Origin of the sequence: Bifidobacterium pullorum subsp. gallinarum (assembly GCF_000741215.1) — a bacterium.
Taxonomy (GTDB): Bacteria; Actinomycetota; Actinomycetes; order Actinomycetales; family Bifidobacteriaceae; genus Bifidobacterium; species Bifidobacterium pullorum_B.
Genome location: NZ_JGYX01000002.1, coordinates 247,211 through 271,457, shown reverse-complemented (window position 1 = coordinate 271,457; position 24,247 = coordinate 247,211). Strand labels below are relative to the sequence as shown.

At 65.8% G+C, this 24,247-nt stretch carries 23 protein-coding genes; 13 read left to right on the top strand and 10 right to left on the bottom strand.

Annotated features, from left to right (window positions below; all coding sequences use genetic code 11):
- Window positions 1–34: 34 nt before the first annotated feature.
- The gene (gene smc / locus BIGA_RS03370) at window positions 35–3,730 is read left to right on the top strand and encodes a chromosome segregation protein SMC (RefSeq protein WP_033507925.1); all 3,696 of its coding nucleotides are present in this window, start codon (window positions 35–37) and stop codon (window positions 3,728–3,730) included.
- On the opposite strand, the gene BIGA_RS03365 is transcribed toward smc, so the two are convergent.
- The 5 genes from BIGA_RS03365 to BIGA_RS03345 form a co-directional block, all read right to left on the bottom strand.
- Window positions 3,727–4,449 carry an aspartate/glutamate racemase family protein gene (locus BIGA_RS03365; protein ID WP_033507924.1) on the bottom strand — a complete coding sequence of 241 codons (723 nt, stop codon included), beginning with the start codon at window positions 4,447–4,449 and terminating at the stop codon, window positions 3,727–3,729. The genes smc and BIGA_RS03365 overlap by 4 nt on opposite strands.
- Window positions 4,446–5,690, bottom strand: a complete 1,245-nt coding sequence (locus tag BIGA_RS03360; protein ID WP_033507923.1) for a carboxylate--amine ligase — start codon at window positions 5,688–5,690, stop codon at window positions 4,446–4,448. Before BIGA_RS03360 ends, BIGA_RS03365 begins: the two co-directional genes overlap by 4 nt.
- Before the next feature lie 52 nt (window positions 5,691–5,742).
- Window positions 5,743–7,320: a UDP-N-acetylmuramoyl-L-alanyl-D-glutamate--2,6-diaminopimelate ligase gene (locus BIGA_RS03355; RefSeq protein WP_033507922.1), complete on the bottom strand. Its 1,578-nt coding sequence runs from the start codon at window positions 7,318–7,320 to the stop codon at window positions 5,743–5,745.
- A gap of 64 nt (window positions 7,321–7,384) precedes the next feature.
- Entirely contained in the window at window positions 7,385–8,947 is a 1,563-nt protein-coding gene (locus BIGA_RS03350; protein WP_034259643.1) for a UDP-N-acetylmuramoyl-L-alanyl-D-glutamate--2,6-diaminopimelate ligase, read from the bottom strand.
- Window positions 8,948–9,022: 75 nt separating this feature from the next.
- Window positions 9,023–9,769 (bottom strand): exonuclease domain-containing protein, encoded by a 747-nt coding sequence (locus BIGA_RS03345; protein WP_033505965.1) that lies wholly within the window; start codon window positions 9,767–9,769, stop codon window positions 9,023–9,025.
- Between the two features lie 117 nt (window positions 9,770–9,886).
- Here BIGA_RS03345 and BIGA_RS03340 point away from each other — a divergent pair, with 117 nt between their 5' ends.
- Window positions 9,887–10,534 carry a sigma-70 family RNA polymerase sigma factor gene (locus BIGA_RS03340; protein ID WP_033506238.1) on the top strand — a complete coding sequence of 216 codons (648 nt, stop codon included), beginning with the start codon at window positions 9,887–9,889 and terminating at the stop codon, window positions 10,532–10,534.
- Window positions 10,531–10,812, top strand: coding sequence for a hypothetical protein (locus BIGA_RS03335; protein ID WP_033505966.1), 282 nt, complete (start codon window positions 10,531–10,533; stop codon window positions 10,810–10,812). Before BIGA_RS03340 ends, BIGA_RS03335 begins: the two co-directional genes overlap by 4 nt.
- A 64-nt stretch (window positions 10,813–10,876) precedes the next feature.
- Here BIGA_RS03335 and BIGA_RS10095 read toward each other — a convergent pair whose 3' ends face one another.
- Together BIGA_RS10095 and BIGA_RS03330 are read right to left on the bottom strand one after the other, a co-directional pair.
- The gene (locus BIGA_RS10095; protein WP_369803150.1) at window positions 10,877–10,951 is read right to left on the bottom strand and encodes a 50S ribosomal protein bL37; all 75 of its coding nucleotides are present in this window, start codon (window positions 10,949–10,951) and stop codon (window positions 10,877–10,879) included.
- Window positions 10,952–11,054: 103 nt separating this feature from the next.
- Window positions 11,055–12,005 carry an aldose 1-epimerase family protein gene (locus BIGA_RS03330; protein ID WP_033505968.1) on the bottom strand — a complete coding sequence of 317 codons (951 nt, stop codon included), beginning with the start codon at window positions 12,003–12,005 and terminating at the stop codon, window positions 11,055–11,057.
- A 214-nt stretch (window positions 12,006–12,219) separates the two neighbouring features.
- Between BIGA_RS03330 and BIGA_RS03325 the strand changes: the two genes are divergently transcribed.
- The gene (locus tag BIGA_RS03325; RefSeq protein WP_033505970.1) at window positions 12,220–13,215 is read left to right on the top strand and encodes a 4-hydroxy-3-methylbut-2-enyl diphosphate reductase; all 996 of its coding nucleotides are present in this window, start codon (window positions 12,220–12,222) and stop codon (window positions 13,213–13,215) included.
- Window positions 13,216–13,361: 146 nt separating this feature from the next.
- On the opposite strand, the gene ybaK is transcribed toward BIGA_RS03325, so the two are convergent.
- From ybaK to BIGA_RS03310, 3 genes are all read right to left on the bottom strand, one after another.
- The gene (gene ybaK, locus BIGA_RS03320) at window positions 13,362–13,862 is read right to left on the bottom strand and encodes a Cys-tRNA(Pro) deacylase (protein WP_033505972.1); all 501 of its coding nucleotides are present in this window, start codon (window positions 13,860–13,862) and stop codon (window positions 13,362–13,364) included.
- Window positions 13,863–13,976: 114 nt separating this feature from the next.
- Window positions 13,977–15,035 carry a type I glyceraldehyde-3-phosphate dehydrogenase gene (gap, locus tag BIGA_RS03315; protein WP_033505974.1) on the bottom strand — a complete coding sequence of 353 codons (1,059 nt, stop codon included), beginning with the start codon at window positions 15,033–15,035 and terminating at the stop codon, window positions 13,977–13,979.
- A 142-nt stretch (window positions 15,036–15,177) separates the two neighbouring features.
- Window positions 15,178–15,924 carry a thiamine diphosphokinase gene (locus BIGA_RS03310; protein ID WP_033505975.1) on the bottom strand — a complete coding sequence of 249 codons (747 nt, stop codon included), beginning with the start codon at window positions 15,922–15,924 and terminating at the stop codon, window positions 15,178–15,180.
- A 167-nt stretch (window positions 15,925–16,091) separates the two neighbouring features.
- On the opposite strand from BIGA_RS03310, the gene asnB reads away from it, so the two are divergent.
- From asnB to BIGA_RS03265, 9 genes are all read left to right on the top strand, one after another.
- The gene (gene asnB / locus BIGA_RS03305; protein WP_033505977.1) at window positions 16,092–17,981 is read left to right on the top strand and encodes an asparagine synthase (glutamine-hydrolyzing); all 1,890 of its coding nucleotides are present in this window, start codon (window positions 16,092–16,094) and stop codon (window positions 17,979–17,981) included.
- Window positions 17,982–18,285: 304 nt separating this feature from the next.
- Window positions 18,286–19,014: a translation initiation factor IF-3 gene (gene infC / locus BIGA_RS03300; RefSeq protein WP_033505978.1), complete on the top strand. Its 729-nt coding sequence runs from the start codon at window positions 18,286–18,288 to the stop codon at window positions 19,012–19,014.
- Window positions 18,995–19,189 (top strand): 50S ribosomal protein L35, encoded by a 195-nt coding sequence (rpmI, locus tag BIGA_RS03295; RefSeq protein WP_033505980.1) that lies wholly within the window; start codon window positions 18,995–18,997, stop codon window positions 19,187–19,189. The genes infC and rpmI overlap by 20 nt, the downstream gene beginning before the upstream one ends.
- A 49-nt stretch (window positions 19,190–19,238) precedes the next feature.
- Window positions 19,239–19,622, top strand: coding sequence for a 50S ribosomal protein L20 (gene rplT, locus BIGA_RS03290; protein WP_033505982.1), 384 nt, complete (start codon window positions 19,239–19,241; stop codon window positions 19,620–19,622).
- 96 nt (window positions 19,623–19,718) lie between these two features.
- On the top strand, window positions 19,719–20,663 hold the full coding sequence (gene xerD / locus BIGA_RS03285; RefSeq protein ID WP_033505984.1) for a site-specific tyrosine recombinase XerD: 945 nt from the start codon (window positions 19,719–19,721) through the stop codon (window positions 20,661–20,663).
- A gap of 326 nt (window positions 20,664–20,989) precedes the next feature.
- A complete protein-coding gene (locus BIGA_RS03280) occupies window positions 20,990–21,829 on the top strand; it encodes a ParA family protein (protein ID WP_033506239.1) in 840 nt (279 codons plus the stop codon).
- Between the two features lie 14 nt (window positions 21,830–21,843).
- Window positions 21,844–22,680 carry a segregation and condensation protein A gene (locus BIGA_RS03275; protein WP_051917052.1) on the top strand — a complete coding sequence of 279 codons (837 nt, stop codon included), beginning with the start codon at window positions 21,844–21,846 and terminating at the stop codon, window positions 22,678–22,680.
- A 28-nt stretch (window positions 22,681–22,708) separates the two neighbouring features.
- Window positions 22,709–23,359, top strand: a complete 651-nt coding sequence (scpB, locus tag BIGA_RS03270; RefSeq protein ID WP_051917051.1) for an SMC-Scp complex subunit ScpB — start codon at window positions 22,709–22,711, stop codon at window positions 23,357–23,359.
- Between the two features lie 67 nt (window positions 23,360–23,426).
- Window positions 23,427–24,233: an NUDIX hydrolase gene (locus tag BIGA_RS03265; RefSeq protein ID WP_051917050.1), complete on the top strand. Its 807-nt coding sequence runs from the start codon at window positions 23,427–23,429 to the stop codon at window positions 24,231–24,233.
- Window positions 24,234–24,247: the final 14 nt, after the last annotated feature.

Sequence of the window (24,247 nt, the reverse complement as noted above, 5' to 3'; positions counted from 1 at the left end):
CGCAGGCCGTCAGGGCCAGGAGAGGGCCGCTGACATGTATCTGAAGGAACTCACGCTGCGCGGCTTCAAGTCGTTCGCCTCGGCCACGACCCTGCGGTTCGAGCCCGGCATCACCGCCGTGGTCGGTCCGAACGGGTCGGGCAAGTCGAACATCGTGGACGCGCTGACGTGGGTCATGGGCGAGCAGGGCGCCAAGAACCTGCGCGGCAGCTCGATGGAGGACGTGATCTTCGCGGGCACGTCGAGCCGTCCGCCGTTGGGCCGCGCCCAGGTGAGCCTGACCATCGACAACACCGATCGCACGCTGGACATCGACTACACCGAGGTCACGATCTCACGCACGATCTGGCGCAACGGCGGCTCCGAATACGCCATCAACGGCTCGCCATGCCGCCTGCTGGACATCCAGGAGCTGTTGAGCGATACGGGGCTGGGCCAGCAGATGCACGTCATCGTGGGCCAGGGGCGTCTCGACGCCATCCTCAAGGCCGATCCGAGCGGCCACCGCGCCTTCATCGAGGAGGCGGCCGGCATCCTCAAACACCGCAAACGCAAGGAGCGTGCGCTGCGCAAGCTGGCGAACACCGAAACCAACCTGTCCCGGTTGGACGACCTGCTCGGCGAGATCCGCCGTCAGCTCGGACCGCTCGGCAGACAGGCGCGTATCTCCCGACGGGCCGACAGCATCCAGATCAGCCTGCGTGACGCTCAGGCGCGACTGTACGCCGAGGATGCCTGCGAGTCGATGAAACGTCGGGAAGCGCTGCGTACGGAACTGACCGCGGTGCGTACGCAGCTGAACGCCGCACAGCACGACCTGGCCCAGATCAAGGTCCGCATCGAACAGGTGGAGGCGCTGAGCTCCCAATCCAGTCCGGCCATGGCCCGCATCAACCAGACCTTCCACGAGTTGTCGCGCATCGAGGAGCGACTGCACGCGCTCGCCCAGCTGGCGGGGGAGCGCAGCCGGTCGCTGGCCGGGCAGATCGTCACGAACTTCGGCGAGGACCCGGGCATCCTGGAGCAACGCGCCGCGGAACTGGACGCCCAGGCGCAGGATCAGCAGCGCACGGTCTCGGATATGCGACTGGCCTTCGACAAGGCCACGGAACAGCGTGCGGACGGCGAGAAACGGCTGGCCTCGGTCCGGCAGACGCTGAACGAGCTGCGCCGCACCGCGCAGCAGCGTGAGACGCAGATCGCCAATCTGCGTGAGCTGGTGGCCCGCGAGGAATCGGCGGTGCAACTGGCCGAAACCAGAATCCGTGATTTTGGCGGCCAGCGCGAGACGCTGGTGCGGCAGTACGACGAGGCCGAACGCCAACGGCAGTCGTTGGAGCAGGAGTCGCAGGCCGTGGACGATGACGGCGGCGCGGCGCTGGACGCCGCACGCGAGACCGTGTCCCGGTTGCAGGACGAGCTCAACGCCGTCGAGGCGCGGCGGCGCGAGGTGGATGGACGGATCATCTCGCTGCAGGCCAAGGCCGACGCGCTCAAGGACACGCTGGATAGCCGCAATGCCTCCGGAAGCCTGGAACGGGACGCCTCCCTGGAGACGATGGGTCGGCTGACCGATTTCATCCGCGTCGCCGAAGGCTGGGAGGAAGGCGTCGCCCGCGCATTGGAGCAGTTCGCCGGTGCCATGGTGGTGCCGGGCCGGGAGCAGATGCTGCACGCGCTAAAGAAGGCGAAGGCCGACAAGCTCGGCAAGGCCGTGATCCTGACCGCCGCGCCCGATTCGGCGTCAGAGGCGTCCCACGTGGCGGCGGGACGTCCCACGGTCGCGCGAACGGCGGATGTCGGCCGATCCGTCACGCCGTTGGCTTCTTTGGTGGAGCCCAACCCCGATGCCGCGGATCCGGCACAGGCCAGTGACGTGGCCGACACGGTACGGGTGCTGCTGTCCGATGTCGCCGCCGTGGACGATGTGGCGCAGGCGCAGCGGGCGACCTCCGGCGCGACCGGATTCACCCGCGCGGTGACGCGCGACGGTGAGGCGGTGGTCGCCGGCGTGGCGGCGATCGGCGGCTCATCGCTCTCGCAGAGCGACCTGTCGCTGGCCTCCCGCAGGGATAAGGCGCTGCATGAGGTCGCCGAACTCAAGGTGGAACTGGCGGATCTCAACGCGCAGGTGGCGCAGGCGCGCGACGCGCGGGACCGGGCACGGCTCGCCGTCGACGCCGCGGCGCAGCGGCGGACCGAGCTGCGATTGCGGATTCAGCAGGCCGAGAAAGCGCTGCGCGGCGCCGTCGACCGTGTCGCCAGCCTGAACCGGCAGGTGACGGCGATGGATGAGCGCATCGCCAAAACCCGGGAGGATGCGCAGTCGCATCGGCTCAAACTGGATGATCTGAACCGGGCCCTGGCCTCCGCGCAGACAGCCACCGGCGAGCACGCCGACTTCGACGATCTGACCGACCGCGAACGGGAACTGGAACAGAGCCTGAACGCGGCGCGCGAGCAGGAGGTTTCGGCCAGGATCGCGTGGACGGAGGCGAACCGTAAGGCCGAATCCCTGACCCGGCAGGCGGGGCTGCTGCACGACAACGCGCGGGAGGCGGCCGAACGCCGGACACGCCTGGAGACGTTGAACGAACGCCGTCGCAAGCAGATGGCGCATATCGAACGCATCGCCGCCGATGCGGACGCGGTGGCCGGACTGGTGGCGGCGAGCATCCGGAACGTGGTCGCACGCCGCGAGGAGCTGCAGGCCGCCGTATCCAGCCACGACGAGGAGCTCAAGACGCTGCGCGCCCAACGCAACGAGATCGAGCCGCGCGTGGCCGGATTGCAGCGGCGCGAGCACGAGCTGGATGTGGACCGTGAACGGTTGGCCGCCGCATACGGGCAGCTGATGCAGAAGGTGGCCGATGCCGTCGGTATGGGGTTGGACGAACTGGTGGCGCAGTACGGCCCCGACCAGCCGGTTCCCGTGCTCGATGACGACGGGCGACCGGTGCCGTTGGATGACGGCGATGACGCCGCACGGTCGGATGGGTCCGGCGATGCCGGGGCCGACGGCCCGGCGGACGGAGACGCCGCCGCACCCGTGGCGTACCGCACGGTGCCGTATGTGCGCGCCGAACAGGTCAAACGGCTGGAGAAGGCGAAGCGGGACCTGGCGGCGCTCGGTAAGGTCAACCCGCTGGCGGCCGAGGAGTACGAGGCGTTGGAGGCCCGCAACCGGTACCTGAACGACCAGCGCAACGACGTGGTGAACAGCCGCGACGACCTGATGACGCTGATCCGCGACCTGGACAGGACGATGGTCGAGGTGTTCCGCAGCGCGTTCGAGGACACGGCGGCCGCGTTCGAGCAGGTGTTCGCCACGCTGTTCCCGGGCGGTACCGGCCGGCTGCGGTTGGAGAACCCGGACGATCTGCTGACCACCGGCGTGCTGGTGGAGGCCAGTCCGGCCGGCAAACGCGTCAAGCAGCTGAGCCTGCTGTCCGGAGGCGAACGGTCGCTGACCGCGTTGGCTCTGCTGTTCGCCATCTTCACCGCGCGTCCGAGCCCGTTCTACGTGATGGACGAGGTGGAGGCCGCGTTGGATGACGTGAACCTGACCCGGCTGCTCAACGCGTTCGAGCAGCTGCGTTCGCACGCCCAGCTCATCGTCATCACCCATCAGCAGCGTACGATGTCGATCGCCGACGCGCTGTACGGCGTCACGATGCGTGCCGACGGCGTGACCGCCGTGGTCAGCCAGAAGCTCAAGCGGGCGGGTTAGCGCAGGGCGAGCGCGCGGGCCGCGGTGTCTTGCACCAGGACGGCCTGGGCGTCGATGATGGGCAGCTGCGGCATTGGGAACGCCTCGTTGAGCACGCTGAGCTCGGTGCATCCGAGGATCAGCGCATCGCAGTGGCAGGGGCCCGACGGGTCGAGCATATCCCGCAACACCGATTCGTACCGGGCGAGATTCAGGTCGCCCGAGCCCTTCACGTCATCGTAGATCAGCGAGGTGATGCGGTCCTGCAGCCTCTGGTCGGGCTCCACGAAGGTGTATCCCGCCTCCTCGACGGCCCTCCGGTACACGCCGGAAGCGCGCGACCCCTCGGTGCCGAGGAAACCGACGCGACGGCACCGCGCCCCCGGATAGGACGCGGCGAGCTTGGCGACGGCCCCGCGCGGCATGTGCAGGATCGGCACGTCGGTCAGCGCCTGCAGCCGTTCATGGAACACATGCGCGGTGTTGCAGGTCAGCACGATGAACGCGGCGCCCATCGCGGTGGCCTTGGCCACATCGTCCGCCAGCACGGGGAACGGGTCGTCGTCGCTCCTGCCGAGGATGAACGCCGTCCGGTCGGGCACCGAGGCGTCGTTGAACACCACATAATCCAGGAAATCCTGATCCGTGTGGGTCGGCACGGCACGGTTGACCAGCCGGATGAAGCTCTCGGTGGCCAACGTGCCCATGCCGCCCAGCACCGCGAAGAACGGACGCCTCATTTCAGGTCGGCCTTCTTCCGGAACCACGTGGCGTAGCTCCTCTTGTAGAGGGCGAACATGTGGCGCACCATCAGCCAGCGCAGCGGGTTCATGTCCTTCTTGTACTCCAGCGTGGTGCCCCAGTCGCCGTCGCGCAGCATGCGCATGCCGCGGTCCTTGTCCTCGCCGGGCTCCACGTAGTCCTCGAAGATCGACCGGGGGATCTCCAGCCACAGCTTGGAGCCGCGGCCGAACAGCGTCTCGCCGTCGAACGGCGTGTCCTCCACCAGGTCCTCGACGAAGTAGCGGGCCAGATTGAAGCCGTTGAGCGTCACGAAATAGCTGGAGCGGCCCTGTCGCAGGTTGATCTCGAAGAGCTTGTACTCGCCGTCGCGCTCGTCGTACTTCATGTCGAAGTTCGCCACGCCCTCGTACTCGATGGCCTCCAGGAAGGCCTTGATCCGGCGGAACACGTCCTCGTTGTAGTCGGGGATGATCGCCGCGTAGTTGCCCACCGCCACGGGGGAGGGGTCCTCAAGCAGCGGATGGCCGAGGAACATCATGCGCACGCGGTGGTGCTTGTCCACGTAGGCGTTGAGCACGCGCATATGCGAGTCGTCACCGGGGATGAAGTCCTGGATTACCATCTCGGAGGTGTATCCGGCGTCGTAGGCGCGTCGGATGATCGTCTCCAACTGCTCCGGCGTGTCCAGGATGTAGGCCTTCTTACGACCCTCGAAGTCGATGTTCAGCCATTCCACGCTGTTGGCCGGTTTCATGGCCACCGGGTAGTCGAACGGCAGGTTGCGGTACTCGCCGGCCTTCACCTGCTCGGCGGTCACCGTCTTGGTCTTGGGATGGGGCAGCCCGTACTGCTCGCACATCCGGTAGAACGTGGACTTGTACGCCAGCTTGCGCGACAGCTGGATGTCGAGCGTGTTGTACACGTAGTAGCGTTTCAGGTCGTCGCCGCACTGGCTGAGCAGGTTCGCGTACACGTCGCCGCAGGGGATCAGCAGCAGCGCGCGGTCCGGGTCCTCCTGCTTGAGCCGCTTGCCTTCGGCCAGCATGGTGTCCCGGAAGGTCACGAAATTGTTGAAGTCGGGGACGATATGGACGTCGACGATCCTGCTGAACTTCGTGGGGCTCAGTTGGAAGTAGGCGTAGGCCCGGGATGTGATGCCGTACGCCTCGTGGAAGGCGCGGGCCATGCCGTAGACGTTGATGTCACTGCCCAGCAGGATCGGTAGAAAACGTGTCATGGTGTTCACTGTAGCGCGTGGGGTGTGCTTGGAGTCGATGGATGGGAGGGGATCACAGGCCGAGCAGCCGGCGTGCGATGGGCCCGTCGCCCTCGTAGGGCACCGGCTTGCCGTTGATGATGTTGCGGCGCTCATGCCCCTTGCCGGCCAGCAGCACCACGTTGAACCGGTCGGCGTGGCGCCGGGCGTCCTCGATGGCCGCGCGGATCGCGTCCTCGCGGGGCACGATGACATGCGTCTCGGCGCGCGGGTCGGTCACGTATGAGCGCATTTCCTCGGCGATGGCCGTGGGGTCCTCGAAGTTGGGGTCGTCGAGCGTGAAGTAGAACGCCTCGGCGCGGCCGTCGGCGCCCTTGACGATGCCTTCGCGCCGGTCGATGGCCTTGCCGCCGGTGGAGCCGGCCACCAGCGTGATGCGCGGATTGCGGTTGCCGTACGCGCGCAGCGCCTCGTCGACCAGTGCCTTGCAGCTCAGGTAATTGTGGGCGAAATCCACATACACCACCAGGTTGCCGCCCGCCGTGATGCGTTCCATGCGGCCGGGCACACTCACCCGTTCAATCGCGTGGATCGCCGGGTCGGTGGCCGGCACGCCGGCCTTGAGGGCCATCGCCACGGCGGCCGCCGCGTTGGCGATGTTGAACGTGCCCGGCATCGCCAGCTCGAACGGTCCCAGCTCCGCGCCGTCCGCGGTCAGGAGGAATCCCATGCGGTTGTGCGGATCGGGGCGCGCCGCCACGAACAGGTTGCGGATGCCGCTGCGGCTGTCCGCGCCGGTCGTGTCATCCGTGCCGTCGAGGAAGGCGTACTGCGCCACCGGCACGTCGGCCATGGCGGCGTCCTGCATCAGCAGCCGGTGATGGTCGCACGCGGCATCGAGCACCAGTGTTTTGCTGTTGGTGATGAGTTGGCGTTTGCAGTGGAGGTAGTCTTCGAAGGTGGGGTGTTCGATGGGGCTGATGTGGTCGGGGGAGATGTTGAGGAATGCTCCGATGTCGAAGGTCAGGCCGTGGACGCGGTGGACTTTGTAGGCCTGTGAGGAGACCTCCATGACCAAGTAGCGCATGCCGTTGTCGGCGGCCTGGCGCATCATCCGGAACGCATCCAACGACTCCGGCGTCGTCAGCTTCGAGTCGGTGTAGGTGCGGCCGTCCAGACAGGTCTGTTCGGAGGAGAACAGCGCCGCGCGCTGGTTGCTGTAGTCGTTCAGGATGGCGTGGACCAGGTAGGCGGTGGTGGTCTTGCCTTTGGTGCCGGTGATGCCGATGACGGTCAGCTCGTCCTGCGGGCGGCCGTAGAACTCCGCCGACAGCAGGCTCATCGCCTTGTGCACATCGTCCACGATCAGTCCGGTGGCGGCGGTGCGGTCGGAGTGGTCGTTCTCCGCCACGTAGACGGCCAGGCCGCGCTCGTCGATGCCGTCCAGGAACTCGGGACGGAACCGTCCCTTGACGAACAGCATCGACCCCGGCGTCACGGTGCGCGTGTCGTAGGTGACCGCGGCGATCGGATTGTCGGCGCCGGGCACATCGGATGCGTCCAGCGTCCAACCACCGGTATGGATGATTTCGCGCAGCAGATGGTGCCGTTCGAGCAGTTGCGCCGCCGTGGCGATGGTGAATGCCGACATGGGTCGTCAAGCCTCCTGGATGCGTATGTCGGCACGGTCCCGGTGACCGTGCCGACATACGATGCTACTCCAAGGGCTCACTGAGCAGACGCGACACCACCTTGTCGTCACCCTCATAGGGCATATGGCGGTTCCGGTCCTTGATCCAACGTTCGTGCCCCTTGCCGATGACCAGCACCATGTCCCATCGCTCGGGGTTGCCCCGAGCATCCCGGATGGCCTCGGTCAGCGCCGTCACACGGTCCACGACGATCCGCGCGTCCACGTCCGGATTGGTGACGTGCCGCAGCATATCGTTGCAGATGTCCTCATACGGTTCGGTGTCGGTGTCCTCGGCGGTGAAGACGAACCGGCCGATGCGGTGCTGGGCGGCCTCCACGATCTCCCGACGGCGGCCGATCGCCTTGTTGCCGGCCGCGCCGGTGACCAGGGTGATATACGGTTGGTCGGCACCGTACCGGCTGTCGACGAAGTCGAGCAGCGCGGCGACGCTGGCGAAGTTGTGCGCATAGTCCACGATGGCCCAGGTCCGCGTATCCGGATCGGCGAGCACCTCCATGCGTCCCGGAACGGTCACGGTCTCGACCGCGTGCAGGGCGGGGCTGTCGGCGGGCGCGCCGGCGGCGGTCGCGATGGCCATGGCCGCGGCGGCGTTGGCGATGTTGAAGTCGCCGGGCAGTCGCAGCCGGAACGTGCCGGCGTCGTGGTTACGGATGGCGACGCGGAAGTCGTCCGGATCGGAACCGTCCGCAGTCGCGGTGATCGCGTGCGCCGTCTTGCAGCCGTCATCGGGGCCGTGTACGGAGAAGTCGACGACCGGAATCCCGGCGTGGGCGGCGTCCTGCCGCAGCAGCTGCATATGGTCGCAGTCGGCGTTGACGACGAGTGTTTTGCTGTTGGTGATGAGTTGGCGTTTGCAGTGGAGGTAGTCTTCGAAGGTGGGGTGTTCGATGGGGCTGATGTGGTCGGGGGAGATGTTGAGGAATGCTCCGATGTCGAAGGTCAGTCCGTGGACGCGGTGGACCTTGTAGGCCTGTGAGGAGACCTCCATGACCAGGTAGCGCATGCCGTTGTCGGCGGCCTGGCGCATCATCCGGAACGCATCCAACGACTCCGGCGTCGTCAGGTCGGACTCCTCGTAGGTATGGCCGTCCAGGCAGTTGTCCACGGAGGAGAACAGCGCGCAGCGGCCGCCCGAATGGGCGTTGAGGATCGCCTGCGTCAGGTAGGCGGTGGTGGTCTTGCCCTTGGTGCCGGTGATGCCGATGACGGTCAGCTCGTCCTGCGGGCGGCCGTAGAACTCCGCCGACAGCAGGCTGAGCGCCTTGCGCGGGTCGTCCACGATCAGTCCCGGGGCGTCGACGACGGCCGAATAATCGGTGTCGGCCACGTAGGCGGCCAGCCCCCGCCCATCCAAACCGTCCAGATATTCCGGCCGGAACCGACCCTTGCAGACGAGCAGCGAACCGCCGTCCACGGTGCGCGTGTCGTAGGTGATGGCGGAGAACGGCACGTCGGCCGCCGGATCGTCGGGGACTTGCATCATCCAACGGTCATCGTGGATGACCTCCCGGAGCAGGCCATGGTCGGATAGCAGCCGGGCGGCTGTACGGAGCGTGAGCGGCATGGATATGGTCCTTTCATGCGGACGTTGGGAACAGTGTCAAAAGTCCCGGACCCTGAGTGTCTCCTGTAAGTCGGGTTACAGCCAGCTCTCACGCACCGGTGCCCGGCCGCGCCCGGCGAGCCAGCGGTTGTACGATTCGCGCCAGGTGCCGTAGGCATGTCGCTGCCAGTCCATCAGGCCCTCAAGCGTGATATGTCCGACCTGCGGGTACAGCGTGGTCATCGGCGCGATCAGGTCGACCGCCGCGATGGTGTCGGCGGTGGCGTCATGGAAATCACCGTCGGGCTCCACCCCGTAGTATTCGGTGGTGTATTCCAGCGTGCGCTTGCCGGAGCGGCGCGACACGGAACGGTCGATGACCAGCGGATCGACCACCAGCATCGCCCGGCCATCCAGTCGCTCCTCCATGGGACGCAGCTGCCAGCGGTTCAGATCACCGGCCAGCATCCGGATGTCGAACGGCGCGTTATAGGCGAGCAACGGGATGCGCTTGCTCTGGGCCAGCGCGATCAGCGAGGCGATGCGCTCGATGGCGTCGATCGGCTCCTCGCCGTGCTCCGCCAGGAACGCGTCGGTGAAGCCGTTGACCTTGCTGGCGCCGGGGCTCATGCGGCGGTGCGGGTTGATGATCCACGTGTCGATGACATCGCCGTCATGGGCGGATCGCGGATCGCGCAGCACCAACGTGGCGGAGACGATGGCGTCCCTGCCCATGGCCACGCCGGTGGTCTCCGTGTCGAACCCCAACAGCCGGGATTGGCCGAGCGGGGTGTCGGCATCCTGCACGGGGGCGGCTTCGAGGGCATCCTTCAGATTCGTCATACCGCATATTCTCACGGTCAAATCAGACAAATCGCACCGATCCGCGGACCGATGCGGTGTCGCGGCATGGTGCGGACGGTACAATGGGCTGTCGTGGACAGCGAGCAGACCGAGACGATGGCACAGCGGCGGGAACGCTTCGAACGACTCGCCATGCCCGCCGTCAACGCGTTGTACCGGCAGGCGATGAAGCTGACCAACAACCCCGAGGACGCCCAGGATCTGGTGCAGGACACCTTCGAGCGCGGCTTCAAGGCCTTCGACTCGTTCCAACCGGGCACGAACTTCGAGGCGTGGATGACCACCATCGAACGCAACGCCTACTTCAACCAGTACGCCAAGGCCAAGCGTCGCCCGCAGCGGGCCAACGACTCGACCGGCGAATACGACGACTGGGACATCTACTCCGCCTCCGAACACACCTCCGAGGGCCTGAAGTCGGCGGAGCAGGAGTATCTGGACACCTTCGCGCCCGAGGAGATCATGGCGGCGCTCGCCAAACTGAGCCCCGAACGCCGGCAGGTGTTCATCGACGCGGCCATCGACGGCAAGTCCTACCAGCAGGTGGCCGACGAGCAGGGCGTCAAGATCGGCACGGTGATGAGCCGTCTGAACCGCGCCCGCACGCAGCTGAAACGCGAATTGGCGGCATACGCGCGGGAGCGTGGGTACGGCATTGCGGATTCACCGTCCGCGAACCTCGGTTCCGGCAAACACGGCGATAATGGAAACAGGACGTCAACCGATGGAAAGGAACTGGCATGAATCGACATGTAGTGCGCCAGAGCCATATCTCCATCACCAGCCGGACCCATGAAGGCGTGGTGCACACCGACGTGCACATCGCCGAGGTCAACGAGGCAGCGAACGGGGAGTGCTTTGACCCTGAAACCTGTTGCGACGCGCGGGAGCGGGCGCTGATCGAGGCCCTGCGCGCCTACCTGCGCCCCGAACAGGCGCCCGAGTGTCTGCTGACCCGTCTGCGCGCCACGCTGGACCACTGCTGCTGCGAGCAGGATGCGCAGCCGCCGTTCCGAGGGTAATAAAAAAATCCGCGGACCCTAAGCGGTTCCGCGGATGCCATGCTCATATCTCAGAGCTCACAGCTCAGGCATTCGGCCTTTTGCCGTGATTCGCTGCCTTTTTGCGACGCGCCTTGCGCTTGCGGCCACGCATGCCCATGATGGACTCCTTTACTGACGGTTAATAAGCCTACGGGATTATCTCACATCCGCGCGACGTTCACAACTTCGGCGGCGTCGCGCGGATGTGGATCCCTATGGAATCAGGCCTTGCGCATACGGATGAACAGCGTGGTGGAGCTGACCTCGCCCGGCTTGATGACGATGACGTCCTTGCCGGAGCGGAACGCGTTGGCATAGGCGGTCTGCGGCTCCACCGCCACGCCGGCCGGATGGTTGTCCGGGGCGAAGCCGGTGCCGGTGCACACCTGGAACGAGGTGATGGTCTCGTCGCCGCCGACCTCCACGGCCATGCCGTCCGGACGGTACAGCACGGCCGTCACGGTGCCGTCCTCGGCGTGCTTGACATCGGTCCACGCATCGTCGTAGGGCTGCTGGTCGAGCTTCATCGGCTCGCGGAAGTCGTACTTCGTGCCGTCCACCGGCTCGGTGCCGGTCGGCAGCAGACGGTCGTCGACGGTCACATGCGTGTCGGCGGGCACCATCAGCGAGCACTGCGCGTTCTGGCCGTCGATCTCGTCGCCGTACCCGTCGAAGCCGTTGGCCAGCCACGGGTGGATCGCCAGCGCCCACGGGGCGTTCGTCTCGCCGTTGTTGCGGGCGGCGATGGTCAGGTTCAGTCCGTTGTCGGTCAGCGTGTAGGTGACGGCCACCACCACGTCGAACGGGTAGCCGGCCATGTTCGGCACGCGCCAGGAGAGCGTGACAGTGGACTCGTCGAGGTTCTCCAGCGTCCAGTAGGCGCGGTAGCCGTAGCCGTGGATGGCGTTGCGGCGCTCGTGCTCGTCGATCGGCAGCTCGTAGGTCTTGCCCTCGAACGTGTAGACGCCGTCCTCGATGCGGTTCGGGTAGGGGATGAGCAGCTGGCCGCTGGAGGCGGGGGCCACCTCGTTGGCGCCGAACGTGGCGATGACGTTCTTGCCCTGGTAGGTGAGCTTGCGCAGCGCGGCGCCCAACTCGGTGATGACGGCGACGTAATCACCGTGCGTGATGGTGTACTGATGGCCGGTGCGCGGCGTGGCGGCGATGGTCATGGATATCACTCCCATAGTGAAATGATGCGATTGTTATCGCTCACTATCGTACTGCCGATTCCCGGTTCCCGCATCGGCGCGGCCCGGTGTGTCCCGTGCGGGGCGCCGCGTCGATCGGCTCGTTCGGCGCCGCCGCACTGCTTGGCGCGTCCCCCGCGCGGGGGCGGTGCGCGGCACCCCGGAACGGGTAAGATGGCGTCAGAATGGAGGAACCATGACGAACGAACAGTCCGGCCGCATCGTGCTGGCCGATCCGCGGGGATTCTGCGCCGGGGTGGACCGCGCGATCCTGACCGTGCAGACCATCCTGAGATCCGCGGCCGACGCCGAACGCGCGCGTGCCGCGGGACTGCCGCCAGTGTATGTGCGCCGCCAGATCGTGCACAACAGGCATGTGGTGGAGGATCTGTCCGCGCAGGGGGCGGTGTTCGTGCAGGAGCTCGACGAGATCCCCGACGAGGCCGTGGCCGCCGGCATTCCGGTGGTGTTCTCCGCACACGGCGTCTCCCCGGAGATCAAGGCCGAGGCGGCGCGCCGCGGCATGCATGTGGTGGATGCCACCTGCCCGCTGGTCAGCAAGGTCCACCGTGAGGTGCTGCGGTTCGTGCGGGAGGGGTACGAGATCATCTACATCGGGCACCGCGGCCACGACGAGGCCGTCGGCGTGGTGGGGGAGTCGTCCGAGCATGTGCACCTGATCGAGCACGAGACGGATGTGGAATCGCTGGACTTCGATGATTCGACCAAGCTGGTGCTGCTCACGCAGACCACGTTGAGCGTGGATGAGACGGCCGGCACCATCGAGGCGCTGAAGCGTCGGTTCCCGTGGATCGAGATGCCGCCGAGCTCGGATATCTGCTATGCCACGTCCAACCGGCAGGCCGCGGTCAAGCTCGTTGCCGAGCAATCCGATTGCGTGGTGATCGTAGGCTCGGCGAATTCCTCGAATTCGGTGCGGCTGATGGAGGTGGCGCAGGAGGGCTTGGCCGATCGCGGCCGGGCCTACCGTGTGGATGATGCGGGGGAGTTGGATTCCGCATGGTTCGCCGGTGTGAGCGCGGTCGGCGTCTCCTCGGGCGCCTCGGTGCCGGACGAGCTGGTCGCCGGCGTGGTCGAGGCGCTGCGCGGGTTCGGATTCACCGAGGTCTCCACCGTCGAGACCATCAAGGAGCATATGCACTTCGTCCTGCCCGCCGAACTGCGCCGCTGACCCCGATCCTGTTGTGACTCTGATACATCCGTGACTGTGACACATTGGGAAAAACGTTGGAATTGCAACGTTTTGAGACGTTATCGCACAGTCACGATGTCGCACGGTCACGAAAGGGCCGGGGTACGGTCACGGGTTACCACGGGTTACCAGGTGGCGATGGGGGCGGTGGCGGCGTTCAGAACCCTCACCAGATCCTGCGGGGCGATGCCGACGCTGAACCCGCGCTTGCCCCCGGACACCAGGATACGGTCATAGGCCAGCGCGCTCTCGTCGAGCACGGTCGCATGGCGCGTCCGCTGCCCGAACGGCGATATGCCGCCCACCACATAGCCGCTCTCGCGCATTGCCACCTTCGGATCGGCCATCGCGGCCTTCTTCGCGCCCACGGCGGCGGCCAGCGCCTTCAGGTCCATATGTCCGCTGACCGGCACCACGCCGACCACGCGCGCCGTGCCGGTGTCGGCCATCAACGTCTTGAACACCTGATGCTCGTCGAAGCCCAGCTTGCGGGCCGCTTCAATGCCATAGCCGTCATCCATGTGGTCGTTGGAGTGCTCGTACTCGTAAATCTCGAACGGAACACCCGCGCGTTCCAGCTCCACAATCGCCGGTGTGGATCCCTTGCCTGATGTCTTCCTACCCATGCCACCTATCCTATGTCGTGCCTCGGCACACGTTGACATACGAAAAGGGCCGCCCCGGAAACCGGGACGGCCCGAACGGTTCGTCAGGAACCTAGCGGACTAGGCCGCTGAGGCTCACTTGGCGAGCTCGGCGAAGTACAGCAGCGTACGAACCATGTTCGAGGTGAAGCCGTACTCGTTGTCGTAGAAGGCCACGGTGCGCACGAGCTGGACGCCGTCCACCTCGTTCACATCGGTCTGGGTCGGGTCGAACACGCCGCCGTGGGTGTCGCCGACGATGTCGCCGGAGACGATGCCGTCAGCGTTGTAGCCGTAGTACTCGCAGCCCTCGAAGGCATCCTTGAACGCGGCGTTGATCTCGTCCACGTTGGTTTCCTTCTCGAGCACGGTGAACAGCTCGGTCACGGAGCCGTCCGGAACCTGGACGCGCTGGGCGTGGCCCTGCAGCTTGCCGTCGACTTCCGGCACGACCTTGCCGATGGCCTTGGCGGCACCGGTGGAGTGCGCGATGGTGTTGACGGCGGCGGCGCGCAGGTCGCGGCCGTTCTTCTTGCCGCGCGGGCCGTCGAGGATCATCTGGGTGCCGGTGTAGGCGTGGATGGTGGTCATGAAGCCGACCTTGATGCCCCACTTGTCGTTGAGCAGCTTGACCATAGCGGCCATCGAGTTGGTGGTGCAGGAGCCGGCGGAGACGATGTTGTCCTCAGCCTTCAGGATCTCGTGGTTCACGCCGTAGACGACCGTCGGGGTGGTGGCGTCCTTGGCCGGAGCGGAGATCAGGACCTTCTTGGCGCCGGCGTTCAGGTGGGCCTGCGACTTCTCGGCGGAGGTGTAGAAGCCGGTGCACTCGAGCACGAACTCGACACCGTCGTTCTTGACCCACGGGATGTTGTTCGCATCCGGCTCGGCGTACACCGGGTACTCCTTGCCGTCGACGACGATGGCGGAGTCGGTGGCGGAGACCTCGACCGGGGTGCCGTCCACGTGCTTGAAGGTGCCGTGCGTGCTGTCGTACTTCAGCAGGTACGCCAGAGCGGACGGGGAGGTCAGATCGTTGATCGCGGCGACCTCGATATCACCAGCCTCGCCGCCCTTCTGCTGCAGCTCGAAGATGCGACGGAACGCGAGACGACCAATACGACCGAAGCCGTTGATACCAATCTTGACTGTCATGTAGTTCTCCCTTGGGGATAGGCCGTGGCACGTTGTCGGAACCCCGCATGGCGCACGCGCGGCCGTTGAATACCAACACCTTGTACTTTAGTGCGTCGTCTGTACTTGGGCAACGGGACAAGCGGGGCTGTGAGATGAATTTTCAGGAATTTCCGTGAGCGCTCACACCCTTGGCGAGCACCGGGGATACGGCGGTATCGAGCGAACCGAGGTCCCCCGCGAACCCGTGGAAGCGGACGACCTCGGGCATCGGCGCCTCGGAGGGGAACGTGACGATCAGCGTGCCGTGATGGACGTTGATCGCGGAAGGCACGCCCTGCAGGAACTCGTTGCTGACGCCGTTGACGCGGGTGTTGGTCATCGTGGCGTGCCTGAGCTGGTATTTCAATCCCGGTTCGTTGACATCGCGCGCCTCGTCGCTCAGCGAGAACACGGAGACCATGCGTCCGGGGGGCACGTCGTTGGCGGGGAACCGCAGCTCGCCGTCGGTGATCGCCGTGACCACCGTGCCGTCGCCATGCAGGAAACCGATGCCGCCGTGCCGGGAGACGAGCGCCATCAGCTGGATGTTGGCGATGGTGTGGTCGATGCGCCCGCCCAGTCCGCCGTGGATGTGGAAGGTGCGGCAGCCGTGCGACCAACCGATCTTGAGCGCCGAGAGCATGTCCGGATCGTCCTTCTCCGCGGGCAGCGCGATGGTGCGCTCCCCGTCCGCCGGACGGCGTCCCGTGAGCGAATCGAAATCCCCGATGACGACGTCGGCGGTGAGGCCGAGCCCGCGCACATGGTCCAGACCGCCGTCCGCGGCCACGATGAATGCCCCGTCGGGGACAACGGGCGCGTCGTAGTAGTCGCCCGCGCCGAAGATCACACAGGTGTCGTCATGCATGAGCCCCACTGTACCGCGGCTCGGCGCCAAGCGGCGAGTGTCGCCTCGCTCACAGGAACGGCACAACTGTTTGCTAAGCTGACTGGCAGTATCGGTGTCGGGCGAGGACCCGGCAGCACCATAAAAGAGGACATAGAGGAAACAGAGGAAGAAGGAGCGCCGTATCCATGTGCGGTATCGCCGGTTTCGTCAATGACATGCCGATTGATGTGAAATGTCCCGTCCTGAAGCGGATGACGGATATCATCGCGCATCGTGGTCCCGACAGCGAGGGCAGCTATGTCGACGAGCATGCGGCCCTGGGGCACCGCCGTCTGAGCATCATCGACCTGGGCGGCAGCTCGCAGCCGATCTACAACGAGGACCGCACGCTGGTCATCACGTACAACGGCGAGATCTACAACTACCAGCCGCTGCGCGAGGAGCTGCTCGCGCTGGGCCACACCTTCGCCACCGAGGGCGATACGGAGGTGATCCTGCACGGCTACGAGCAGTGGGGCGCGGACGTGCTCAAGCGACTGCGCGGCATGTTCGCCTTCGTGATCTGGGATACGAAGACCCGCACCCTGTTCGGCGCCCGCGACCACTTCGGCATCAAGCCGTTCTACTATGCGCAGATGAACGGCACGTTCATGTACGCCTCGGAGATCAAGGCGCTGCTGCAGCACCCCGACTTCGTCAAGGAACTCAACGCGGACGCGCTCAAGCCGTATATGACGTTCCAGTACCCGGCGATCCCCGAGACCTTCTTCAAAGGCGTGTTCAAGCTGCCCGAGGGACACTGCTTCACCTACCGGGACGGCCGGATGGACATCCGCCGCTACTATGACGAGACCTACACCGAGGGCGGCATGGACCTCAAGGAGCTCGTCGACACCATCGACCGCACGGTGTGCGACTCGGTCAAGGCCCACCAGATCGCCGACGTGGAGGTCGGCTCGTTCCTCTCCAGCGGCGTCGACTCCAGCTATGTGGCCGCCGTGGCCCGCCCCGAGCACACCTATTCGATCGGCTTCGGCAAGGGCACCTACAACGAGTCGCAGCAGGCACAGGAACTGGCGCAGATCATCGACCTGAACAACACCTCCGAGGCGCTGGGCGGCGACGAGGCCTTCGAAAACTTCCCCCGCATCCAGTGGCATCTGGACGAACCGGATTCCAACCCGTCCTGCGTGCCGCTGTTCTTCCTGTCCGAACTGGCCAGCCGCGATCTGCGCGTCGTGCTGAGCGGCGAAGGCGCGGACGAGCTGTTCGCCGGGTACATCGACTACGGCGTGCACACCCACTCCAAGGCCATCAAGGTGGTCACGCGGATGCTGACCCACCTGCCCCAGGGCATGCGCCACGCCATCGCGCGGTTCTGCAAGGGCAAGACCTTCCATGGCGCATGGCACCTGTACGCCAACCTGGCTCCGGCCGAGGAGAGCTTCATCGGTCAGGCCAAGGTCTTCGACGAGGATGAGGCCGTCAGGCTGCTTAAGCCCGAATACCGGCAGGGGCCGGGCGTGGCCCAGATCGTCGGCCGCATCTATGAGCGCATCAAGGGCCGGGGCATGTCCGAGCTGAAGAAGAAGCAGTATCTGGACATGCACCAGTGGATGCCTGGCGACATCCTGCTCAAGGCCGACAAGCTGACGATGGCCCATTCGCTGGAGCTGCGCGTGCCGCTGCTCGACAAGGAGCTGATGGCCGTGGCCGAGCAGGTGCCGACCAAGTACCTGATCACCGACGAGAACACCAAGTTCGCGTTCCGCCAGGCCGCCGCCCGCCATCTGCCGAAGGAATGGTACGACCGTGAGAAGCTCGGCTTCCCGGTGCCGATCAAGATCTGGCTGCGTCAGGAGAAGTACTACCGCCACGTCCGCGCGCTGTTCGAGCAGGAATGGGTGGGTCGGTTCTTCGACCAGGACGCGCTGCTCAAGATGCTCGACGACAATTTCGAGGGCAGAACCGACGACCGCCGCAAGATCTGGACCGTGTTCACGTTCCTGACGTGGTACGACGTCTACTTCAACCACGACGGCTCCAAGCCCGAGCTGGTCGAACTGACCGCGTGAGGCCGTGCGTCCGTGAGTCCGTGTGCCCCGGACGCCCGGCCCGCGCGGACGCCGCACCCGCGACACGCCCGTCCGGGCATGTGGTACACTATCCAAGGCTTGAGAAATCAAGAAAGCGGGGAAACCCCACCTGGAAGCCTGTTACGGCCTCGGGTCCAAGGCATGAGCCCGACGATGGCTATCGTCCGCTCGCGGTGCCCATGTGCGCCGCCATGTACAGTGTCCGCATCAACGGATGCATGATGACATGCCCTGACCCGGCGACGTGCGCGCCGAACGGTGAGCCCGCAAGGAAACACCGAGGATTGGAGTCATCATCAGCGACGAACCACGCATTAACGACGAGATTCGCGTCTCCCAGGTGCGCCTGATCGGCCCGAACGGCGAGCAGGTGGGGGTCATCGCGACCTCCGTCGCACTGAACCTGGCCAAGGAAGCGAACCTCGATCTCGTCGAGGTGGCACCCAACGCAAAGCCTCCGGTCGCCAAGCTCATCGATTACGGCAAGTTCAAGTACAACGAGAAGATCAAGGCCCGTGAGGCCCGCCGTAATCAGAACACTGCCGAGATCAAGGAGATCCGTTTCCGTCTGAAGATCGACGACCATGACTTCGAGGTCAAGAAGGGTCATGTCGTCCGTTTCCTCAACGGCGGGGACAAGGTCAAGGTCACCATCATGCTGCGCGGTCGTGAGCAGTCGCGTCCGATCGGCGGCGTGGAGATGCTGCAGCGCCTGGCCGCCGACGTGGAGGAGTACGGCACCATCGAGTCCGCTCCGAAGCAGGAGGGCCGCAACATCATCATGACGCTGGCCCCGAAGGGCAAGAAGGTGCACACGCAGTCCGAGCAGCGCCGCCGCGGTGCGGAATCCCGCGCCGAGCGCCAGGCCCGTCAGGCCGCACGCCTGGCCGCCAAGCAGGAGGCCCAGGCCCAGGCCGCCGCCGAGGCCCAGGCCGCGGTGAACGGTCAGTCGAAGACTTCCGCGAAGAACAACACAACCAAGGAGGGCAGCAATGCCGAAGATGAAAACTAATTCCGCCGCGTCCAAGCGCGTCCGCGTCACCGGCAAGGGCAAGCTGATGCATGTCGGCAGCGGCATGCGCCACAACCTGGAGCACAAGTCGGCCCGCAAGCGCCGCGCGCTGTCCGCCGACGAGGTCATGGCTCCGAACCAGGTCAAGAAGATGAAGAACCTGCTCGGTATGTGAGCTGCTTCGAGATCGAACAAGACGTCAACAGAAAGCTGAGGAATAGATTATGGCACGTGTCAAGCGCGCAGTGAACGCCCACAAGAAGCGTCGCGTCGTTCTCGAGAGGGCCTCGGGCTACCGCGGCCAGCGCTCCCGCCTGTACCGCAAGGCCAAGGAGCAGCTGCTGCACTCCTTTACCTACAACTACCGCGACCGCAAGGCTCGCAAGGGTGACTTCCGCAAGCTGTGGATCCAGCGCATCAACGCCGCGGTCCGCGCCGAGGGCATCACCTACAACCGCTTCATCCAGGGCCTGCGCCTGGCCGGCATCGAGCTCGACCGTCGCGCCCTGGCCGAACTGGCCGTCTCCGATCCGGAGACCTTCAAGGCCATCGTCGCCGAGGCCAAGAACGCCCTGCCGGCGGATGTCAACGCCCCGGTGGAGGCCTGAATCGGCGTGACGCACGCATGATTCCTGTTGCGAAACCCCGCTTCGGCGGGGTTTCCTCGTATCTACCGGAGGAACGGTAGAGGGAGGGAGACCCGGATGGAATCCGACTTCGGGCGGCTGTTGGAGCAGTTCCTCACGCATATCGGCGTGGAACGGGGATTGGCGCAATCGACCGTTGACGCCTATGCGTCCGATCTGCGCCGGTATCTCGACTGGCTGGAGGCCCGCGGCGTCCACGGGCCGGCCGCCGTGACACGGCAGGATGTGGAGGACTACGTCGCCGATCTCGACGGGGCGGGGGAGAGCGGCCGCAGCAAGGCCAGGCGACTGGCCAGCATCCACGCGTTCCATCGGTTCGCCCTCGCCCAGCAGGCCGTGGCATCGGATGTGGCGGCGACGGTCAAGGCCCCCAAGGGGGCCGGCACGCTGCCCGACGTGCTGACCGTGGACGAGGTCGCCCGTCTGCTGGAGGCCGTCCCGCAGCCCGGGGGCACGGGCGTGGCCGGTGTGGAGGACGCCGTGCTGGTGCGCGACCGGGCGCTGCTCGAACTCATGTACGCCACCGGCGCGCGCGTCTCGGAGATCGTGGGGGCGGATATCGATGACATGGATTTCGACGAGCATGTGATCCGTGTGACGGGCAAGGGCTCCAAGCAGCGGCTGGTGCCGGTGGGCGGGTACGCCTGCCAGGCGCTGCGGCGGTACCTGGACGAGGCGCGACCGGTGCTGGAGCGACGCAAGCGGTCGGGGAGTGCGGAACGCCGCGCGCTGTTCCTGAACAAGCGCGGTTGCCGGCTCTCCCGGCAATCGGTATGGGAGGTGGTCAAGGCGGCCGGCGAACGGGCGCATATCGCCAAGCCGTTGCATCCGCACACGCTGCGCCACTCCTTCGCCACGCATCTGATCCAGGGCGGGGCCGACGTGCGCACCGTGCAGGAGCTGCTTGGCCACGCCTCGGTCATCACCACGCAGATCTATACGCATGTCAGCCCCGAATCGTTGATCGAGGCTTATCTGACCGCCCACCCGCGTGCCCGGTGAACGCGACTGCCCCGCAGATGCCTGCAAGGGGCACGCCACGGACGCCGCGTGATGTCTTCGGACACATTGTCGCGATACGATAGCAATCGGAAGACTTCAGCCATGGTCGCGGCACGGGTCGCCGCCACAGGAATGGAGACGGTATGGGCGCGGCGCAATCGCAGGGCAGTGGGACGGGGCCGTGGTATGACGAGTCCACGACGCACCGGTTCCGGCAGGGGCTGCTGCCGATAGGCGGCACGTACGCCGTGCCGGCCGTGGATGACGGGGGGACACGTGGTGGAACCTCGTCGGATGAACACATGAATGTTGATAAGGTGAACAGTATGCCTACGGATCTGCTTGGTCGTGAATATGAGACGTTCCCCGCGCCCGAACCGCTGCGTCAGCACGGTCCGGCGCGGATCATCGCGATGTGCAACCAGAAGGGCGGCGTCGGCAAGACCACCAGTTCGATCAACATCGCCGGCGCGCTGAGCCAGTACGGGCGCCGTGTGCTCATCGTGGACTTCGACCCGCAGGGTGCGGCCACCGTGGGCTTGGGCATCAACGCGAACACCGTGGAGAACACGGTGTACACGGCGCTGTTCGACATGTCCGTGGATCCGCATGAGGTGATCCACGCCACCGATTTCGAGAACATCGACATCATGCCGGCGAACATCGACCTGTCGGCCGCGGAGGTGCAGCTGGTCACCGAGGTCGGCCGCGAGCAGGTGCTGGCGAGCGTGCTGCGCAAGGTGCGCAACGAATACGATGTGATCATCGTCGACTGCCAGCCCTCGCTGGGCCTGCTGACGGTGAACGCCCTGACCGCGGCCGACGGCGTGATCATCCCGGTGGCGGCGGAGTTCTTCGCGCTGCGCGGCGTGGCGCTGCTGATGCAGTCGATCGAGAAGGTGCAGTCCCGCATCAACCCCCGTCTGGAGGTGTACGGCGTGCTGGTCACCATGTTCACGCGCACGCTGCACTGCGAGGAGGTGCTGCAGCGCATCTACGAGGCCTTCCAGGGCAAGGTGTTCCACTCGGTCATCTCCCGGTCGATCAAGCTGCCGGACGCCACGGTGGCGGCCGCGCCGATCACCATCTACGCCCCCGGGCACAAGACGGCCAAGGAATACCGCGAGGTGGCCCGCGAGCTGATCGCCAAGGGCATCGTGCCCTGACCGGCGGCGTGGCCATGGTGGAATGGGCAGAGCTGGCGGAGCCGGAGGGGCGTGCCGTCGACTCCGGATTCGCCGTCAGTCTGGACGTGTATTCCGGCCCGTTCGACGTGCTGCTGGGCATGATCGCCGGCAATCGCCTGGAACTGACCGAGGTTTCGCTCTCGGCGATCACCGAGGAGTTCCTGGAGTATGTCCGGGGCATGGATGTGGCGCGCAACATGGAGGCCGCCAGTTCGTTCATCGACGTCGCCTCGATCCTGGTGGAGGCCAAAAGCGCCGCGCTGCTGCCCGGCGACGAGGACGGCGGGCGCGACGAGCACAGCATGGAGGCGCTGCGCGAGCGTGATCTGCTGTTCGCCAGGCTGCTGCAGTACCGCGCGTTCAAGCAGGCCGCCGACGACTTCCGTGCACGTCTGGCGGCGAATTCGGGCCGGTTCCCGCATCCGGCGGTGATGGACGCGGGCATGTCGGCCCTGTTGCCCGAACTGGTCTGGACGCTGACCCCCGAGGACCTGGCCCGGCTGGCCGCGCAGGCGTTCGCCAACGCGCCGGCCAGCGAGGTGTCGGTGCATCAGCTGCATATGCCGATGGTGGACCTGCGCGCCCAATCCATGCTGGTGCGGGACCGGCTGCGCGCCCTGCCGGTCGGAGGGTCGATGACCTTCGCCGAGCTGACGGCGGATGCGGCGAGCGCCATTGAGGTGGTGGCCAGGTTCCTGGCGGTGCTGGCGTTCTTCAAGCAGGGTGTGCTGCAGTTCAGACAGGCCGGTCCCTATGAGACCTTGCACCTGCGGTGGGTGGCCGGTGCGGAGGAGACGGACACCGCGATCGACGAACGGGATTTCGCATGACAATCGGATACGGCGGGAGGCGGCTGTGATGGATCAGAACGAGCGGACGGTCGGCGCGGCGCGCCCCGAATACGTGGACTTCGACGTCGACGGATTCCCCGGCGGCCTGCCGGCATGTCTGGAGGCGGTGCTGATGGTCTGCGATCAGCCCCAGCAGGCCGCCGATCTGGCGCGGGTGCTGGCGGTGGACGAGGAGCGGGTGACCGCGGCGCTGGAGACGCTGCAACGCGACTATGACGGTTCGGACGCCTCCGGTCGCGCCCCCAGGGGGTTCGAGCTGCGCCGTACCGCCCGGGGGTGGCAGTTCTCCAGTCGTGCGGTGTTCGAACCGGTGGTGTCGGCGTTCGTGACCGACGGGCAGACCGCGCGCCTGTCTCAGGCGGCGTTGGAGGCGCTGGCGATCATCGCGTACCGGCAGCCGATCACGCGTGCGCAGATCGCGGCGATCCGAGGAGTCAATTCCGACGGGGTGATTCGGGCGTTGATCGTGCGAGGATTGATACGTGAAGAGGGGATTGAGGAAGAGTCTCGTGCCGCGTTGCTGGTGACTTCACCGCTGTTTCTGGAGAAGATGGGGTTGTCCTCGTTGGAACAGCTGCCCGAGCTTGCGCCGTTTCTGCCGGACTCGGTTGGCGCTGCGTTGGAAAGCGGTGGTCCGCTTGATGACACGCAGTTATAGTCATTGTGACTAAAAGTAGTATGCTCGTGCTTGTCTCGGTACGATTTCCGGAACGGAAGGTAAGGGCATGGGCATCGGCAATGTTACGGAACGGCGTATGCAGCCGCCGCAGGTCGGCGTTTCCGTTGTCATCCTGACGTTGGCTCCCGCTCCTTCGGGCAGCCGGCTTTGGTTGCCGTTGGTTCGACGCACCCGTCAGCCGTTCCTCGGCCGCTGGGCGTTGCCTGGAGGAGGGCTGCGCGCCGACCGGTCGCTGGAAGAATCAGCCTATTATGCGTTGGTCAGCACCACCGATCTGCATCCGCGATACCTCGAACAGCTGTACACCTTCGGCGATCCGGCGCGCTCTCAGGGCGGACTGCCGATGGTATCCATCGCGTACTGGGCATTGGTGGGCCGGGAGGAAACGGACGATCTCAGTGAGGCCGAGAACGTGCGGTGGTTCCCGGTGGACGCGCTTCCCGAACTTGCCTTCGACCATCGCCGCATCATCGAATACGCCCTGCAGCGATTACGCGCCCGCGTCGACCAGCCGGATGTAGTCACCACGTTGGTCGGCGAAACCTTTACGCTCAACCAGCTGCATGGCGTCTATGAAGCCGTTGCCGGTACCTCCATCGATTTGGCGAATTTCCGGCGTCGTATGCTCGCCACCGGTCGAATCGAGGAGACCGGAGAACGACGGCGGGAAGGCCGCCACCGCCCGGCTGCCGTATACCGGTACACCCCCGGCGATCCCGATCCCGTCGCGCCATACGACGTGGTGCGGCAACGATTGGCGTCGTTGACCCAGTCGTCGGCGCTGAGCGGCGCATCAGCACCCAGTCTCGATCTGCGGATGCGGGAGGCGTTATCCCCGTTGGAGCGTGCCTGATCGCACCCCTGACG

Excerpts from the sequence above, each read along its gene's own strand:
- smc (WP_033507925.1), top strand. The coding sequence starts at position 35 with ATGTATCTGAAGGAACTCACGCTGCGCGGCTTCAAGTCGTTCGCCTCG.
- BIGA_RS03365 (WP_033507924.1), bottom strand. The coding sequence starts at position 4,449 with ATGAGGCGTCCGTTCTTCGCGGTGCTGGGCGGCATGGGCACGTTGGCC.
- BIGA_RS03360 (WP_033507923.1), bottom strand. The coding sequence starts at position 5,690 with ATGACACGTTTTCTACCGATCCTGCTGGGCAGTGACATCAACGTCTAC.
- BIGA_RS03355 (WP_033507922.1), bottom strand. The coding sequence starts at position 7,320 with ATGTCGGCATTCACCATCGCCACGGCGGCGCAACTGCTCGAACGGCAC.
- BIGA_RS03350 (WP_034259643.1), bottom strand. The coding sequence starts at position 8,947 with ATGCCGCTCACGCTCCGTACAGCCGCCCGGCTGCTATCCGACCATGGC.
- BIGA_RS03345 (WP_033505965.1), bottom strand. The coding sequence starts at position 9,769 with ATGACGAATCTGAAGGATGCCCTCGAAGCCGCCCCCGTGCAGGATGCC.
- BIGA_RS03340 (WP_033506238.1), top strand. The coding sequence starts at position 9,887 with ATGGCACAGCGGCGGGAACGCTTCGAACGACTCGCCATGCCCGCCGTC.
- BIGA_RS03335 (WP_033505966.1), top strand. The coding sequence starts at position 10,531 with ATGAATCGACATGTAGTGCGCCAGAGCCATATCTCCATCACCAGCCGG.
- BIGA_RS03330 (WP_033505968.1), bottom strand. The coding sequence starts at position 12,005 with ATGACCATCGCCGCCACGCCGCGCACCGGCCATCAGTACACCATCACG.
- BIGA_RS03325 (WP_033505970.1), top strand. The coding sequence starts at position 12,220 with ATGACGAACGAACAGTCCGGCCGCATCGTGCTGGCCGATCCGCGGGGA.
- ybaK (WP_033505972.1), bottom strand. The coding sequence starts at position 13,862 with ATGGGTAGGAAGACATCAGGCAAGGGATCCACACCGGCGATTGTGGAG.
- gap (WP_033505974.1), bottom strand. The coding sequence starts at position 15,035 with ATGACAGTCAAGATTGGTATCAACGGCTTCGGTCGTATTGGTCGTCTC.
- BIGA_RS03310 (WP_033505975.1), bottom strand. The coding sequence starts at position 15,924 with ATGCATGACGACACCTGTGTGATCTTCGGCGCGGGCGACTACTACGAC.
- asnB (WP_033505977.1), top strand. The coding sequence starts at position 16,092 with ATGTGCGGTATCGCCGGTTTCGTCAATGACATGCCGATTGATGTGAAA.
- rpmI (WP_033505980.1), top strand. The coding sequence starts at position 18,995 with ATGCCGAAGATGAAAACTAATTCCGCCGCGTCCAAGCGCGTCCGCGTC.
- rplT (WP_033505982.1), top strand. The coding sequence starts at position 19,239 with ATGGCACGTGTCAAGCGCGCAGTGAACGCCCACAAGAAGCGTCGCGTC.
- xerD (WP_033505984.1), top strand. The coding sequence starts at position 19,719 with ATGGAATCCGACTTCGGGCGGCTGTTGGAGCAGTTCCTCACGCATATC.
- BIGA_RS03280 (WP_033506239.1), top strand. The coding sequence starts at position 20,990 with ATGCCTACGGATCTGCTTGGTCGTGAATATGAGACGTTCCCCGCGCCC.
- BIGA_RS03275 (WP_051917052.1), top strand. The coding sequence starts at position 21,844 with ATGGTGGAATGGGCAGAGCTGGCGGAGCCGGAGGGGCGTGCCGTCGAC.
- scpB (WP_051917051.1), top strand. The coding sequence starts at position 22,709 with ATGGATCAGAACGAGCGGACGGTCGGCGCGGCGCGCCCCGAATACGTG.
- BIGA_RS03265 (WP_051917050.1), top strand. The coding sequence starts at position 23,427 with ATGGGCATCGGCAATGTTACGGAACGGCGTATGCAGCCGCCGCAGGTC.